Annotated in this window: 14 protein-coding genes; 12 read left to right on the top strand and 2 right to left on the bottom strand. The window is 31.4% G+C overall.

Annotated elements, in window-relative coordinates:
* The first annotated feature begins 623 nt into the window (after nucleotides 1-623).
* The 4 genes from ACZDYH_RS29345 (at nucleotide 624) to ACZDYH_RS29330 (ending at nucleotide 7,196) form a co-directional block, all read left to right on the top strand.
* Nucleotides 624-2,225 (top strand): S-layer homology domain-containing protein, encoded by a 1,602-nt coding sequence (locus tag ACZDYH_RS29345; RefSeq protein WP_458894660.1) that lies wholly within the window; start codon nucleotides 624-626, stop codon nucleotides 2,223-2,225.
* Nucleotides 2,226-3,375: 1,150 nt separating this feature from the next.
* A complete protein-coding gene (gene bamE, locus ACZDYH_RS29340) occupies nucleotides 3,376-4,302 on the top strand; it encodes an outer membrane protein assembly factor BamE domain-containing protein (RefSeq protein ID WP_197241759.1) in 927 nt (308 codons plus the stop codon).
* 1,629 nt (nucleotides 4,303-5,931) lie between these two features.
* Entirely contained in the window at nucleotides 5,932-6,564 is a 633-nt protein-coding gene (locus ACZDYH_RS29335; RefSeq protein WP_458894653.1) for a hypothetical protein, read from the top strand.
* Nucleotides 6,561-7,196 carry a hypothetical protein gene (locus tag ACZDYH_RS29330; RefSeq protein ID WP_458894652.1) on the top strand — a complete coding sequence of 212 codons (636 nt, stop codon included), beginning with the start codon at nucleotides 6,561-6,563 and terminating at the stop codon, nucleotides 7,194-7,196. The genes ACZDYH_RS29335 and ACZDYH_RS29330 overlap by 4 nt, the downstream gene beginning before the upstream one ends.
* Before the next feature lie 48 nt (nucleotides 7,197-7,244).
* Here ACZDYH_RS29330 and ACZDYH_RS29325 read toward each other — a convergent pair whose 3' ends face one another.
* Together ACZDYH_RS29325 and ACZDYH_RS29320 are read right to left on the bottom strand one after the other, a co-directional pair.
* Complete coding sequence (locus tag ACZDYH_RS29325; RefSeq protein WP_080450890.1) at nucleotides 7,245-7,823, bottom strand: hypothetical protein; 579 nt, start codon at nucleotides 7,821-7,823, stop codon at nucleotides 7,245-7,247.
* A 19-nt stretch (nucleotides 7,824-7,842) separates the two neighbouring features.
* Complete coding sequence (locus tag ACZDYH_RS29320) at nucleotides 7,843-8,427, bottom strand: hypothetical protein (RefSeq protein WP_458894651.1); 585 nt, start codon at nucleotides 8,425-8,427, stop codon at nucleotides 7,843-7,845.
* Between the two features lie 125 nt (nucleotides 8,428-8,552).
* Between ACZDYH_RS29320 and ACZDYH_RS29315 the strand changes: the two genes are divergently transcribed.
* The 8 genes from ACZDYH_RS29315 (at nucleotide 8,553) to ACZDYH_RS29280 (ending at nucleotide 16,450) form a co-directional block, all read left to right on the top strand.
* A complete protein-coding gene (locus ACZDYH_RS29315) occupies nucleotides 8,553-8,936 on the top strand; it encodes a hypothetical protein (protein ID WP_080000448.1) in 384 nt (127 codons plus the stop codon).
* Nucleotides 8,937-8,952: 16 nt separating this feature from the next.
* Nucleotides 8,953-9,591 (top strand): nuclease-related domain-containing protein, encoded by a 639-nt coding sequence (locus tag ACZDYH_RS29310; RefSeq protein WP_000866003.1) that lies wholly within the window; start codon nucleotides 8,953-8,955, stop codon nucleotides 9,589-9,591.
* A 785-nt stretch (nucleotides 9,592-10,376) separates the two neighbouring features.
* Complete coding sequence (locus tag ACZDYH_RS29305) at nucleotides 10,377-10,544, top strand: hypothetical protein (RefSeq protein ID WP_000435813.1); 168 nt, start codon at nucleotides 10,377-10,379, stop codon at nucleotides 10,542-10,544.
* 140 nt (nucleotides 10,545-10,684) lie between these two features.
* Nucleotides 10,685-11,644: a hypothetical protein gene (locus ACZDYH_RS29300; protein ID WP_000426755.1), complete on the top strand. Its 960-nt coding sequence runs from the start codon at nucleotides 10,685-10,687 to the stop codon at nucleotides 11,642-11,644.
* 13 nt (nucleotides 11,645-11,657) lie between these two features.
* Complete coding sequence (locus ACZDYH_RS29295; protein ID WP_098472726.1) at nucleotides 11,658-12,947, top strand: YcaO-like family protein; 1,290 nt, start codon at nucleotides 11,658-11,660, stop codon at nucleotides 12,945-12,947.
* A gap of 29 nt (nucleotides 12,948-12,976) precedes the next feature.
* On the top strand, nucleotides 12,977-13,804 hold the full coding sequence (locus ACZDYH_RS29290) for a SagB/ThcOx family dehydrogenase (RefSeq protein ID WP_098472725.1): 828 nt from the start codon (nucleotides 12,977-12,979) through the stop codon (nucleotides 13,802-13,804).
* Nucleotides 13,794-15,437 (top strand): ABC transporter transmembrane domain-containing protein, encoded by a 1,644-nt coding sequence (locus ACZDYH_RS29285; RefSeq protein WP_033685845.1) that lies wholly within the window; start codon nucleotides 13,794-13,796, stop codon nucleotides 15,435-15,437. The genes ACZDYH_RS29290 and ACZDYH_RS29285 overlap by 11 nt, the downstream gene beginning before the upstream one ends.
* Entirely contained in the window at nucleotides 15,434-16,450 is a 1,017-nt protein-coding gene (locus tag ACZDYH_RS29280; protein ID WP_098506866.1) for a BtrH N-terminal domain-containing protein, read from the top strand. The genes ACZDYH_RS29285 and ACZDYH_RS29280 overlap by 4 nt, the downstream gene beginning before the upstream one ends.
* Nucleotides 16,451-16,481: the final 31 nt, after the last annotated feature.

Below are 16,481 nucleotides of genomic sequence, written 5' to 3'. Positions count from 1 at the left end.
TGGAAAATGTGATTTTGAAGCAGCAATTACTCAATTATTGAAATAAAGAATCTTCTTTAATCATCCTTGATCTTACATACATGATTCAACCTGAGACTAAAAATAATATACTAACTACTGTATAATAATTGATTAATTGCAGTGATACCTACTATCAAAAAGTTAACTGAATTGGTGATGATTTATAATTTAGAGATGATTGTGTTATAATCTCGCTAAATTGCTATTAATCTAACGAAATTAAATTATCCTCAAATGAAAAATACGCTATTCTTTCCTATAATTCTACAGAAAGGATAACGTATTTTTGCTTTATGGGTAGTGTAAAACCTTAGATTGATAGCGATGTGATAAGCCCTTTTTTTAGACTCATGCTATCAGTATGTCCAAGATTAGGAGATTACTTGTAAGAGTCCTGGGATGACTGCAACCGTGCTGTGTTATACTTCTAAAGTACTGATATTTCATGTAGGACTTATAGAAGTCGGTTTGACATATGAAATGTAAAATCAATCCGTTATTTTGAAGGTTCAGACTACCATTATTTAAACTAACATTCACACTAAAAGAAGTACAAGGAGGAAGGTATATCTATTAAAACAGTGAGGTATACCAAATTAGAAATGAACATTAAATTTAATAAAAAAGTAGTAGCATTCACGGCAGGATTAACGGTATTATCTTCACCATTGGTATCGTTTGCAGAGGAACAACAATCAGTAAACAATAAGCAACCTACAAACGTTCAGGAACAAAGTAAAACAACATCAGATGAACAAGCTTTAAAAAGTATTGAAGCTAGTTTTGAAGGGGTAGATGGACGTGGTAAAGGTACTGTCGATAAGAAAAAAACAGACAGTCTTCAACGTTCAGAAGGTATTCATGAAGAAACAGGTACATTAACTGTGCCTAGCAATTCAAACAGAATAAAACGTAGTCTGTCTCCCATATCACCTAGCACCTCTAGTACAATAAACGGTGTTCCATTCACTGAATGGATTGTTCCAGCAGGTAACGATAATATTCGTCCTCAAAACTACATGAGTCCAAAGTATATTACAATTCATGAGACTGATAATACAAGTGTAGGAGCAGGTGCTAGAAACCACGCTCAATACCTATATAACCAAGCAGTAGGCAACACAGACCGAGCTGCATCGTGGCATTTTACAGTAGACGATAAAGAGATTTATCAACACCTACCATTAAACGAGAACGGATGGCACGCAGGAGACGGTGATGGTCCAGGTAATAGAGAATCTATTGCAATTGAAATCGCAGTTAACAGTGACGGTAACTACAGTAAAGCAGTAGATAATGCTAAGAAACTTGTAGCTTATTTAATGAAAGAAACTGGTGTACCGTTAAATAACATTGTAAAACACCAAAAATGGAGTGGTAAAATCTGTCCTGCTAATATGATTAATAATGGACAATGGGATACATTCGTAAATGGCGTTGGTGGGTATTATAATAATCTTTATCAACCAAAAGATGACATTACTGGAGGTTGGTATGAAGAAGCTATCCGAGAGTTAAATAGAAGAGGTATTATGATAGGGGAAGGAAACGGAGTTTTCGCACCTAATAGAGCGATAACAAGAGCCGAATTTGCTCAATTAATCTCTAACTCTCTAAACCTGCCAGCTGGAGATGCTTCATTTAAAGACCTAAACGATGCAAATTCAACTTTACGAGATGGTATTAAACGTACTGCAAGTGCAGGTATCATTCAAGGTAGAGGAGATGGTTATTTTGACCCAAACACACCTATTACAAGAGAAGAATCAGCAATTATTGTAAACAAGGCTTTACAGTATAAAGGTATATGGGGACCAGTTGTAAACCTACCATTCTCAGACAAAGACCAAATTATTTATAAAGAAGACGTACAAAGACTGTATGGTCTAGGTATTGTAAGAGGTAAGGGTGACAATCAATACGACCCTAAAGGAACAACAACTCGTGGTGAAACAGCGACATTCATTCTAAATATGCTACAAGTAATTGAAAATGGTAGTGTTGAAAAGGTAATTGGAACGGCTCAAATTAATGGTATTGGGGTAAATGTTCGAAGCGGATCGGGTACAAACTATTCTATTGTTAGAAAGACAAGTAAAGGCGAAAAAGTTACAGTATATGAAGAAGAGAACGGCTGGCTAAGAATTGGAACAGGTCAGTGGATTTATTATGACTCTAGTTATATCGACTATAATAGATTATAAAAGACTTAATAGTTAAAAGAACAGATCATATTTGGATATATAACTTATCCTCAGGTTGTGAAGAAGACTTTCTCCACAACCTGTTTTTGTGTCTGGCCCCTCTATTACCAATCAATATTGATAAAAAGAGGAGAAGGAGAGATTCATTATGGTGCTGGTATTGGGAAATCATCGTAATTAGCGTGTACGCAATTAAAGGCTAAGGATTTTCTGATAAGTAAGTGGAGGTCACTATACGTACCCATCCAGCTCATATTTTGAAATATTTTAAAACGAAAAAATGAGCTGGATGGGTAAAAGTTAGCACAAAATTTCGTTCTGAGGGTACTATAAAATCTTCGCTTGATAGAAAAGAGATAACATTAACTTTGTTGCCTAGAATTGCTCGTGCTAGATGTGGGTAGATTCAAAATTTATAGGCTTTATTAATCATCATTTGATTCACCTTCATTTTGGTAGGTGTCTCCTTGGTTAAAATGATAAAAAATGCAAAAAGAACTTGTAGGCATCACTACAAGTTCTTTTTTAGATAATATAAAAAGGTGAAACAAACTATCTCATTACTCGTAACAGGGAAACTATCTTACTTAAGGCTTGGTTTCATTATATAACAAATATTAACATGCAGCGTTTTAATGTGTGAAAATTACGTGAATTAGCAAACGAAATTTCATCTCTATTCGTTAAGAATTCCACTTATTCGTTTTTTAACACCTATAAATCAACGTTGAATAGATTAACAATATTTGCTAAAATAATATTATAATAATGCAATATACAGTAATTTATATAATAGAAAGATAAAAAATTTACATATTACTAATTGAACGCTTAGCCGTTGATTAATGGAGTAAGGTAAATAACGAAGTACATTTAATATACAATTCTTTCCGCAGCATAAGATACGTAATTAAGACATTTGATAGAAATAGAGTGCGAATAATGAGAAAGATGCTGACTTATGGGTTACATTAATCAAATTGAAATGTTATAGGGGTGTACAAGTACTACAGCCAAAAAGTGATCTGTAATGAATATCGAAGAGGCTGACACAAAGTTATATGTGAGTCTATGTGCGAAGGGAAAGGATAACGTTTATAGGAGGAAGCATGAGGGGGCAATTTAATATATGTAACGGGGGAATAATATTATGAAATTTAATACGAAATTATTAAAGAAATTACTTGTATTAAGTGCAACGTCTGTATCAATTTTCAGTGCCTGCTCTGCAAAGGAAGATGGGGATTACAAGCCATATAAGGAACAAGACTCTATAGAAGTCGCAAAGGTCGAAGAGGAGAAGTCTAATCCCCCTAAGATTGTAGAGAAGAAGTCCACTCTGCCTAAGGTCAAAGAGGATACAGAAGAACCTAAGAAGAAAAAAAAGGTACAACAAGTGGAGGAATCTAAGAATAAAGATAAGGAAATTAATGACAAATATCCGCATTATAAAGATGTACATGAGGACGCATCAACAGTATCACTAGAACAGTATAATCAAATCAAGGTTGGAATGTCTGCGGACAAAGTCATAGAGATAGCAGGAAAGCCTGGATCCAGCGAAACAACTAAATTGTTCTCTATCTACATATATTTAGGTCACGGTGGACACGGTTCGATGACAATAAAGTTTGATTCTAATAGAAATGTAACGAACAAAGAGCAAGATGGTCTTAGTAATATTGCAGTTAAAGATGAGAAGGCTAGCAAAGAACATGAAGACCCTAATCCTGAATCTGTTAAGAAATCTAGTGCTATAATTCCAAACGATTTTTGCGGACATGGACATGACGAAACGAAGGAGCTTGCGCACGACTGTGAAAAAATTACTGATAAGAAGGCATATAGAAGATATCAACTACAACAAAAGAGAGAAGAGCGAAAAAGACAAATTAGGGGCGAAGAACAGGAATTAATTGATTACGATCAGGGGGATGCAGCTTACAAAGAGCAGCAGCGTATATACGAAGAAATACAACGTAGAACAGAAGAAAGGGAATCGATTGACTACGATTACGATCAAGTAAGAGCTGTCAACAAAGAAAGGCAGCGTATGTACGAAGAAATACAAGAGTGAGATGAAGAAAAAGAGTGTAAAGTGTAAACTAAAAAGCTAAATGGTACGAGGAGTATATTTCATAGATAGGAATTTGAATTATTGAAAAATCAAAATATGGAAGAGTAAATAAAAGACGCTAGTTGGCGTCTTTTATTTATCATTATTAGTAAAACTTCACTGGTGATTACTATTAATATTATAATATTTGATCTTGGAATTAACTTATTAGATAATGCTATTGATTGTATAACATCTGACAAATGACTAAAGATAATAAAAAAATTCTTGATACAAAAATCTAAATTGTATAATATATAGGTATATTGTTATTTGTGGAATTCCGTTTATTCCCACGCCTTATGTGTTGTGGTTGAGTTGCAGAAGCAAGTTGTGTTCTTGTTTCAATTTTGAAAGGGCTTCTTTGAGCCGATTAGTGCATATATAGCTTATTTTGTTATGCACATTTTTAATCGACTTGAAGAAGTCCTTTTTATGTTGTTTTCAAGTTGCAGGTGGGATTATTTATGATTCATAACAAAATAAAATAATGTTTGAATAGTATTAGTTGATCTAAAAGAGTAATCTAAAGAGCCGGATGATATATTGATTGATATAGATAAGTTATTAGAGAGTACAAATGAAGAACTACGATATAAATCATGTGATGGTAGTTTATACAGGGGAAAAGGAAGAACTAAGTGATATGAATACTTGGAGCTTCCTTTTTTATTGCAATTAGAAATCTGGTAGATGATTATGCATATAAAAATGATTTAGCGGAAAAATTTTATTTAATTTCAATACATAGAAGAAAAAGGAAAAAACAAATTCGTAAAGGGCTAGTTTAAGTACGATTCATTTGAATAATTGAGAGGGGAAATGTATTGGTGAAACGTCTTGTTTCTTGCTGACCAAAGGAATGCAGGATGATTAGTAAGGAGTAAGAGCGTATTACTACTCTCACAAAGGAAATTACATTAGAAAAGGGTCTGTCAGTGTTTACAATTTATTTGTTACATCGGTCTAAAAGAATTTGGATGGAGAAGTAAATGCTAAGTGAGAACATGAATGACATTTCTAGAACTTGAACAATTGTGCTTTTTGTTAATAGTGAAAATCAGAAGTAGAAGAGGCACAAGCGTTAAAGTGGACTGCAAAAGTGACAGAAAGAGAACAAGGATTAACATTATTTATAAAGATATCTAATAAGAAGTGCTATCGGATTTATACAGAAGGAGGGATAATACCAGAAAATATATGAATGTATATAAAATTTGAGGTAAATCCACCTATTTTCTATACATTAGTTGAATCAAATAATAGATGACTAGGGAGTGTATAACATACATTTCCCAGTTAAATTTTCTTAGATAAATAGCATGAAATACAGTATGTTCTCACTCATTTGTATAAGGATAAAATAGCCTTTTATTTTTATGCAAATGAGTGAAACAGAACGATTCACCATATAAGAATATTCGACTATAATGAAACACTGTGCGTCATTGTAATATTAAGATGTTTTAAGATTAAAGTGATTATTAGTCATAAAATATGAGTTTCGAGACCTCAGCAAAATATTGCAATGCTTTATATACATGAGATTGTAAAAATTATTTTATTAAAATTACTGGAGGCTGATGAAATATGATAATAGATCATATAAGCAACAATGTAGTAAAAAAATTGGAACAAACGGTGCGCTATGAAAAGAAACAGGTACAGGTATTACGTGTAAGTAAAAGTAGTTCTAATATGCACGCTTACATGATTTTCCCAGAATTCTCAGAGGTTAAAATTTCAAATAATGAACTGGATGAATATATAGAAAATCTATCAACAAGTCTGAAATATGTCATTGATCGCAAGTTAAATCAACAAGAAATTGAAAAACAAAATCATTCTTTCATTATGACGTGCGCAGTTGAGGAAGATGGTGTTATAGATGATGAAACGATTCATTTTAATACGACGTATGTTAAGCCACCTACACTTGCGAGTAAAGTATTTAAGCTAGTGTGTGGTTTAGGAAATCGTTTGAATAGCTTAAAAGAGTTACATATAACAGTATTAAATAATAATATTAATCGAATTGAAATAGAGTTTTATAATGAAAATGAAACATATGTAGCAGTAGAAAAAGAAGAAATTGCAAATGCGATTATGGGGGCATATACAAAAGCCAATATCTATTATTCCGCAGATCTCCGTTATGTTGCAGAAGGAAATGAAATCAAATTAAAGAGCATTAAGCCAAAATTAGCGGGTGATGTGTTGTGAAGCGAGAAAAAGGGATGATTGGAGTTTTATGTACATTTGTTTTCATGATCCTAGTACTCATACCTTTACATACAGCTCATGCATCTGTAAAAGTGGATTTTAATGGATTGAAAGGAAATGATGTTTCTTCATCTTTTAACGAAGGATTAAACAATCGAACAAAAACGACAGAGAAAGACGATTCATTTGGGTCATCAATTATACAAAAAGTTGAGGGGATGTATGCACCAGCTTTTAAAGTAGGGGTAAATATCTTTTCTATCTCTTTCATATTAGGTGTTATTGTCATGGTTATGGCGTTAATTACAAAGAATGGTCAATGGATGAAATGGGCAACAGGGAGTATGATTTTCTCGTTCGTTAGTATGATGGCAATGAGATTAAGTGTATATTTCATATTTAGTTCGGATGTATTTTCGTTTATGAACATTTTTACGGATTTTTTAGACCTGTTTAAAGCAACAGCACTTATTTTTACACCCTTTATGTTAATTGCAGGAATTCGTTTACGAAGAATTCATGAGAGTACAAAACAACCTGAGTATTATCGTTGGTCTAATCGCGTTATAACGGGATCTTGTTTACTATGTATGTTAGCCGTACTGGCTCCATGGTTATTTGCGAATATGTAAAGAAATATATATAGATGCAAAAGGTACTGAATGTTCATTCAGTACCTTTTATCTACCCATTAGGTTCTTTCTTTCATATTCTTCAAATACTTCTTCTGAAATTGGCGATAGTATGCCGCTCAAATAAACAGCGGTATATAAAAAGTATTGCTCATCCCTTGTTTTAATTGTATGAGTACCGTGTTCCTCATTGTTTGGAATAATTCGTTCAATTTTGAGTTGTTTTTTATCACAAATGATCTCTTGTACTCTATATAAATTATGTATCGGTAAACGATCAATATACAAACAAAGGTACTCTAGTAGAAGTAGAATAACAGTCATTTGTAGAATGAAAGCAATTTTTAATAGAGTTGGTATGGATGCAAATAATACTAGCAATATAGAGACCAAGAAGATATTTAACTTTGAAAACCATTTTTCGTGTTGATTTAAAGAAATAATACTTTTCTTATTCTGAAATACCTGGAACCTCGTTATAAGAAAAATAATTACAAAGATTCCTTCATAACTAAACCAGGTTTTCCACTCCGTATCAGTAAGTTCTAGCAATATATATATGATACCGGTAGATATGATCAGTGGTACCAGCTGTACCAAACTAAATAGTATGGTATGTTCTAACATTCTTTTCTTGTAGATACGATTAGTAATTGAATCCAAGTTTCTTAACTCCTTCTGCAATTTTCATGATGATACCGCCAATAAGTATATGGTATTCGCCTATTCCTTTTTCGTTTACATACCAGCACATATAGTGCCTAATACCTTCTTTTGCTCCATGGTCATGTAAAGGAAAAGGAGATGTGTATTTTTCAGATGACATATTATTATCACCGAAAGGAACCTGTTCTGCAAGTGCAAAACGTTTTTTCGAATCATTTATAATCCAACAACCATAGTTTACTGATCCATACCATATTGCGTCTTTATGAATGGGATCAATAGAAGGTTGTGCTGGATAGCTTTCAGCTAGTATTTGCGCTTTTTCTTCACGAAGTTGCTGATGTATGTGTGAATTCAATGGATCTTCCGTTCCGATTTCATAGGTTTCCTCAAAATTCCCACACTCATAAGGAATAAGGGGACTATTTGAATCAGCTGCTAATTGCAGACTGCAAGAATCTGATTTTGAAAGATAATATACACAGTCTTTGCAGGTGAAATAGTTTGAAAAAGCTGAATCACTTTCTGGTTCTGTTCCGGTATTATTTACTACAAGTTTTAACATGTCTATCACAATCCTTTTTAGGCTAATTCGTAAATTAATATAGACGTATCATATCATGCTTATAAACAATTGTAAATATTTTCCAAATAAAAATAACCTTATTAATTTTGAAAGGACTGTTTGTATTGAATAGAAATCGAGAATATATTGCTTTGCGAAATTCTATATTAATAGGTTGGTTACTGACATGCTTCGTAATAGGCCTATCTATCTATTTTTCTTCTGTTGTTTATTTATTAATCGGATGTTTCATTCTATCGTTAAAATACGGATTAATGGGTACCGTGAAAAATGTGGAAAAACGTTTGCCTACCTGGGCCAACTTTGGCGTCATTGAAAAACCAGTAAATCGAAGAGTGACTAGACCTTTTCAGTTTCGAGGTGGGCTCCTTGTTTCATTAGCATTAGGCTTCGTAGAGATGGTGATTAAAGGCTTATGTATCTCATATTTTATTTTAGGATTAGAAACGCATGTATATCGTTTAATGCGCAGAAACGCAAGGGTGTAAAAAGGGGGCTTCTATTATGAAAGTATTGATATTTGAATTAATTCTCATTGCTGTTCTGATTCCGTTGAATATTGTTGTGAAAAAACATGTACCGAAATGGAAAGGAAAAGCCGGAGAAAAATTAGTAAAACGTATATTGAGTAAGTTGGATTCTGAAAGTTATTGCGTGTTACATAATGTTACGGTTTATACGGAGTATGGTGATACAACGCAAATTGACCATATTGTTCTCGCTGAAACAGGTGTATTTGTTGTAGAAACAAAGAACTATGAAGGATGGATCTATGGAAGTGAGAAAGCGGCAAGGTGGACACAAGGCATTTTTAGAAAGAAATCCTCTTTTCAAAATCCATTTCGCCAAAACTATAAACATATAAAGGCCATTGAATGGGTAATGGAACAACAGCTGCCGTGTATCTCTATTGCAGCGTTTCATCCAAAATGCAGTCTAAAAAGAGTAAATGTTCATTCTAAAGACAAACACGTCCTATATTATAACGACTTAAAAAGTTGTATTGAATCATATACAGAGATGCGATTAACAAATGACGAGGTCCAGCATATTTATCAAACAATATCGCGAGAGAACATTACTGATAAGGATATTAAAAAGGAACATGTGAAATATTTACACAATAAGTTCGCTAAACAATAAGAAATGGAGAAAGGAACAATGTTATATGTACTAGGGTTTATTGTGATCTCTGTAGTAGCTATTCGCCTTAACATGAAGTATTACAAACTAAAAGGAGACCCAAAAGATTTTGTGAAAAGAGTAAATAGATAGTTGTAATCAATTAACTGAACAAATAAAAAAGGCTCACGTACATGGAGCCTTCTTTATTACTATTCAATTGTAGTCGTTTCGTTTAATACCTGGTCTATGTGGTTTAATAAAGTAGTCAACAATGATTCGCTATTAATTTTCTTGTTTCATATCTTCCATCTTCAACACATAGAGATTCTGCAGTAATTGTAATTTATTTACCATACCTATGTTCTGAATATTATTAAAAGAAGTGTTTGTAATAAGGAAATATTCATCTGCGTAATTAGTTATTTTTGTTAAATATTTTTTAGTAGAGTGTTTTTAATCCATACAACAACTGTATATTTTTCTTAAAATTCACATTATTAATAATAAAAAAATATTTAAATATTTCATTTTCTTTTTAAATGTATTATACTGTAAATTGCTGAGGGTTATAAATTAGTATTTTCTGGTAAACATTCAAACTGTTAGGTTGTTATTAGTGTTATGGTAATGAAAAACTTATATTTCCCCTTAAAGATAAAGCATTAGCAGCAATTACATCGAAATATCATAATAATAATTATTTTCTTAACAATATCGCGGAGTTATAATTCAGAAAATTCGAACCCTTAAGTAATATAAAGTGCTAAATAAAAATATTTAGACAAGGAAAGGAAGATAAATAAATGGAACAGAAAAAAAGTTTAGATATTAAATTAACAGAGTCAGGAAAAATTAATTATGCTCATACGCCTGATAGCCCTGGATGTGCTGGAGGATGCGTTGGAACAACATCTTGTACAGGTGTAGATCCTACAAAACCTGGTGTATGGCAAAGATGTTCTGGTAAATAACCAAAAAATTCATAAGTTTTTTTGAAATTCAGGGGGAAATATTTTATTTAACAGGATAGTAAAAGAGAATATCTCTTTTACTATCCAAATTGTATTTCTATGAAATTAGTTTAATAAGGAAATAGAAAGGGTAATGCTTGATGGAGAATGAACTACTTAATTATAAACCTATAATAGATGGTTATTCCTTTGTAAAAGAAAGTGATGGAGAGTTAATTTTTTTTAATAGAGATACATATATAACTTGTAATGGTGATTCCGTTGAAGACATACTTGCATTAATTCCATCATTAACAGGAAATTTAAGTACAGAACAATTAGCGGAAAAAGTAGAATTACCTGTAGAATATGTTTGCGATATAATCCAATTATTGGATAACAAAAAAATTATAAAAAATTACGATATGAACGAAAAATGTATATTTACAAGTAAAGAATTGCAACGACATGAAAGATTTATCTCAAATTTAACAGGTTCTATATCTAACTCTTTTAGAGACATTGAAACTATGTATTCCCAAAAGATAGTTTTGATGGGAAATGAAGAATTACAGGGAAATTTAAAGAGAGCCTTTGGTACGAAATTTTCATTTCTAAAAATGAATCAAATTCAAAATGCGAACCTCATAATAGCAGTTGATTTCTTTGAAAATGAAAGTCTATATAACGAGGCTAATGAATTAGCGAAGAGTTTTAATATTCCTTTTTTAAGAGCTCTGTTGCAAGAGGAGCAATTTAATATTGGGCCAATATTTATTCCTAATGAAACTAGTTGTTATAATTGTTTTATAAGTAGGAAGATTACCAATTGCGAAAATTCCTATTTGAGCTATAAGTTCTTGAAGAAATATAATAGTGAATGGAATGAGGAACATATTAGTGTTATGCCTGGGACAATAGAGATGTTTAGTTTTCATATATTAAGCTTTGTTATGAAATATTTCTCTAATTGTTTGACTTCTGAAATAATTGGGAAAGAATTTACTTACAATATACTTACTTTAAGTTCAAATTTGAATCCTGTATTAAAGGTTCCAGGGTGTTCTAAATGTACGGGTGCAAAAAAGAATCTCAAGAAAGATTTTGTATTGAACAGTTAGGAGTAGAAAAAATATGGGGATACAAAATGTTTTAGAATATATCATAAATAAGAATACCGGAATTATACATCATGTAAAGAATGAGATAGAGTTCAAACTTCCTTTCCCAATGCATATGTATTTTACATTTAGAAATGAATTGGTTGATGTTAATGAGGGTGTTAAAATTCGTGGGAATTACAGTGGTTTAGGATATAGTTATGATTCGGCTGATTCAGCATTAATATCCGCTGTCGGAGAGACTCTTGAGCGTTATTGTTCATGTTATCTTGACAGGGAAACTCTCATAAAGAATTCATTCAACTCTTTAGTAGAAAAAAACATACCTGTTTTAGATCCATTATCAATTACACAGCGTTTAAATGAGCCATATGAGGGAACAAATCTTACCAATAAAGAAATTGATAGAGATACCGTATTTAATTGGGTTCAAGCAAATGATGAAATTCATAAAAGGAACATAGCAGTTCCTGCCAACACAATATATTTTGATGTTGATGAAGAGGTATTGTTACCACATATAAGGGATTCAATTTCTACTGGCTTAGCTACAGGTTCTACAAGGTTACAAGCGGTTGAAAATGCAGCACTGGAATGTATAGAAAGGGATGCGATTGTGATTACATGGTTGAATCAACTATCGGTTCCATTAATAGATCAACAGACGATTCCAGATGAAAGTGTGCAATATTATTTAAAAATTGCAAATGAAAAAGGTTTTGAAGTTTTCTTTTTTGATATAACAACGGATATAAAAATCCCTACATATCTCGTCTTGGTGAGAAATCTTTATAATAATTATCCCTATATACAAGTAGGTGCAAAAGCACATTATGACCCTCTTACAGCACTGAAAGGCGCTTTAATGGAAACGTTGGCAAGTTTAAATTTACTAGCCAATCCCAATCAGGACATAGCAGAGATTGTAGATATTAAAAATACAACAAATATAAAAAGTATCAAGGATCATATGCTCTATTACGCATCAGGGAATGATAAAGATGCTTTTGATTTCCTAATTTCTAGTTCTACCAAACCATTTAATAATCATTCTGAAATCAATGATTTTGAAGAACTAAAGGATAAGCTTAAGGATATGGGTTTAAACCTTTATTCATATGATTTAACTACAGAAGATATAAGTTCTTTAGGTTTACATGTGTATAGAGTATTAATGCCAGAATTAGCTTTTTTAGAAATAACTATCCCTATGTTACGTTGTAATAGATTAGTAGATGCCCCGAAAAATATGGGATATACTCCAGCAAAAGCTTTTAATAAAAATCCACACCCATTTCCGTAAAGAACTTATAAAAAGAGGAGTTAAGAGGTATGAATAAATTTGAAGATCATACAGAGAAATATATCTTATCCAGAACCTATGATTGTAATACTAGAATATTTCCAAAGCTATTGCCGAGGCTTTCAAGACACTCAACACCATCTAACTACTTTACAAAAATAACAAAGAAACATTACTGTATTAAAAGCATCCCTCTTAGGCCTGATAAAAATCTGCTTAGACAAGAATTTTATCAAGTCTTGAATGATAGAAAATCTGTAGAAGAATTAGAAATCCGAACTAGGATTAGATTTGAAACGCTTTCGAATTTACTTCATTTTTCATACGGGTATATTAATAAGCCGCATAGTGCGGCTCCATCTGCCGGAGGAAAGTATCCTATAAATATTTATATAGCGGTTTTCAATGTCGAAAATTTAGAACAGGGTATATATTATTATGACAGGGAACAAGACGTGCTAGATATGATAAGAAGAGGAGACTTTAGAGAAAGTATTAATAATTTATACGTGGATAATACCCATATTCATTCATCGTCTTTTATTATGTTCCATGCTGCCAATCTTGATCAAACAAGTAGTAAATACGCAGATAGGGGATATAAGTTAATACATTTAGACATGGGACATCTTTCCCAAAATTTATATTTATTAAGCAGTGCACAACAATTAGGAATTAGAGCAATTTTTGGTTTATATGAAAATAAAGTAAATGATTTTTTAGAACTTGATGGTGAAAATGAATTTGTACTGCTTTCACACGTCTTTGGAGGCATAAAACTATCTACTCCAATTACTATGGATACAAAATTTAGTGATATATATTATGAAAACGAGGAAACAAAAAGTGAAGGATAAAACACTGTTGAAATTCCTCATAAATTTATATAAAACCCAAAAATATAAGCTAATTGTTTTGTTTATATTTTCTGGGTTTCTAGCTGGCTATGAAATAGTTTTTCCTCTTCTCTTAAAGTATATCATTGATAATGTTACAATTAATAATTTGTATGAATTTTCAATAACATATGGATGGATGTTTGTTTCTTTCATAATTTTTCAATTAACAATAAAATATTATACTTTAATTTTAGATAGTCAAATTGTAATTCAAAGTAATTTGGTATTAAGAAAAGGTATAAACGAAACATTAAAAAAAGCCAATTATTATAGATTTATTAATCTTGAAAATAAAAATCTTACTCAGATTATTACATATGATGTTCCACAGTGCCAAGGGATTCTTAATTCCATCATATTTGATTTAATCATTCAATCTTTAGTTTTTATAGGAACTTTATGTATTTTAATGACTCTTAATTTAAAATTAACTTTAATTATATTGGTAATTTTACCAATATATTATGGTGCTTTTTATATATTTAATAGCAAACTGAATGTGATTAATATGCAAATGGTTGATCACCGAGATTATTTATCAAACGTAATAGAAAAAATTCAGAGAAATTTGAAAAGTTATAAAATATATGCGAAAAAAAATGGTTTTGATACACAATATAACGACAGAATTGAAAAGATTTCTCAGACACAATTTAAAAATATAAAATTGGTTACAGTTATGAATATCACAATGACTACACTTTTTTGTTTATTAATTGGTACTGTTGCGATTATTGGATTTTTAGAGGTGAAGAATAACACATTAAGTATTGGTGCTTTAACTGCTTTTTTAATTTATACCATGAATTTTTTTTCTCCAATTCAAAAAATCATGTCATTGTTTATTAATTTTAAAATTAGTGTAATCTCTATAAAAAGAGTACATGACTTACTATGTTTGGACTTAGAAAAAAACATACATGTAAAAATGAAAGACATTAACAAAGGAAACCTATCATTTCAAAATGTACAAATAAAGATAGGTGATGAAAATATTGTTAATAATATCAATGGAGAAATTATACGAGGTAAAATCAACTATTTAATGGGCAGAAACGCATCAGGAAAAACAACACTAATTCTATCTTTAATTCAATTTATTCAATCTAAAGGGGTTTACTTAGATAATTACGAGATAACAAAATATGACATCGAAGTATTAAGGAATAATATTACTGTCGCATTTCAAGAACCTGAATTTGTCACAGACACTGTAATCGACCAACTAAAACTAATAGAAGAATATAATCACAACAAACTTATAAAACCTGAGAAAAAAATAATGATTGATAAATATGTGGAATTTCTTTCCGGTCTTTTAGAACCCCAAAAACCTATTTCAGAGTTATCAGGTGGGAAGAAGCAATTATTATCTATTATTAGTAGTTTGAAGAATTATCCTGAAATACTCATTTTAGACGAAGCTTTTTCCAATTTAGATTCTGAAATTAGACACGAAATAAAAATTATATTGAATAGCTTGAAAGAGCATATCACAATTATTATTGTGGATCATTTTGCAAATCCATCATTACAGGATAACGTCATTAGCCTAGAACAAGAAAATTTTGTACAGGGGGAGTTTAAATGAAAAAGCACATAATTCCTGATTTTCCTTCTTTAGTTGGAAAACATTGTTCTTCCACTGCAATTCGAGAGACCACGATGTATTATAAGAATCCTTTAAGTGAAGCTATGATATTTGGGATTGGTAGCGGTTTGTTTTTTAGTTATTTCAGTTTCGCAAACAACTATCCAAGATTATTAATTACTCGAACACCTTATTTTGAAAATAATTTTTTTAATTCAATTAATCATAGGTTTAAGTGGTATAGTGGTGACGTTTTAGATGTAGATAAAATAATTTACTTTCTAGAAAACGATATACCTGTATTGGTAATTTCGGAAACTGGATATCTAGATTTTTATGGGACTGCAGGTGGAAGAAATGTTGCTGGGCACACGTTTACAATAGTTGGATTTGATACAGAGAAAAAATTTTTTCTTGTATCCGATTATATATCTAATGAATATTTCCCATTAAGCCTAATGGACCTAAAAAAAACTGCTGGACAAGCAAAAGTACCTTATGATAGAAAAAACGTTTGGGCCCCTGTGCATCCTTTTATTATCGAAGATATTCGTGAAGCAATTGTAAAAGGTATACGGAAAAATGCTGAAGATATGCTCCAAGACAAAAATGATAACTATGGTATTTTAAACATCAAAAAATTAGCAGCCGAAATTCCTTATTGGACTGAATTGCCCGAATGGGAGGAATGTTGTGTCCATACTTACTTAATGATTGAAAAAATAGGGAGTGGAGGAAGCGGCTTTAGGAAATTATATTCCGAATTTTTAATAGAAGCATCTGCTTATTTACCCGAAATCGAACAATATTCTTGCATTACAAAAATAGAAGAAATACATAAACTATATAGGTTATTGGGAAGGAAATTCTTTTCTGCTGGACGAAATAAAGATAAAAAAGTTCTAATCGAAGTCCAACAATGCTTAGAAGATATATATATATTAGAAAAGGAATTTTGGGAGATCTTATCCTATATAACTAATACATATAGCGTTGTATCTTTAAATCAATAAATTTTTCGATAAGCTATTTAATAGATTATTG

The sequence above is a fragment of the Bacillus sp. EB V-12 genome, from assembly GCF_056158125.1.
The sequence above is the reverse complement of the archived record's forward strand: the minus strand, read 5'-3'. Positions and strand labels throughout refer to the sequence as shown.

Coding starts and splice junctions, on each gene's coding strand:
- ACZDYH_RS29345 (WP_458894660.1), top strand. CDS start 624: ATGAACATTAAATTTAATAAAAAAGTAGTAGCATTCACGGCAGGATTA.
- bamE (WP_197241759.1), top strand. CDS start 3,376: ATGAAATTTAATACGAAATTATTAAAGAAATTACTTGTATTAAGTGCA.
- ACZDYH_RS29335 (WP_458894653.1), top strand. CDS start 5,932: ATGATAATAGATCATATAAGCAACAATGTAGTAAAAAAATTGGAACAA.
- ACZDYH_RS29325 (WP_080450890.1), bottom strand. CDS start 7,823: ATGTTAGAACATACCATACTATTTAGTTTGGTACAGCTGGTACCACTG.
- ACZDYH_RS29320 (WP_458894651.1), bottom strand. CDS start 8,427: ATGTTAAAACTTGTAGTAAATAATACCGGAACAGAACCAGAAAGTGAT.
- ACZDYH_RS29310 (WP_000866003.1), top strand. CDS start 8,953: ATGAAAGTATTGATATTTGAATTAATTCTCATTGCTGTTCTGATTCCG.
- ACZDYH_RS29305 (WP_000435813.1), top strand. CDS start 10,377: ATGGAACAGAAAAAAAGTTTAGATATTAAATTAACAGAGTCAGGAAAA.
- ACZDYH_RS29300 (WP_000426755.1), top strand. CDS start 10,685: ATGGAGAATGAACTACTTAATTATAAACCTATAATAGATGGTTATTCC.
- ACZDYH_RS29295 (WP_098472726.1), top strand. CDS start 11,658: ATGGGGATACAAAATGTTTTAGAATATATCATAAATAAGAATACCGGA.
- ACZDYH_RS29290 (WP_098472725.1), top strand. CDS start 12,977: ATGAATAAATTTGAAGATCATACAGAGAAATATATCTTATCCAGAACC.
- ACZDYH_RS29280 (WP_098506866.1), top strand. CDS start 15,434: ATGAAAAAGCACATAATTCCTGATTTTCCTTCTTTAGTTGGAAAACAT.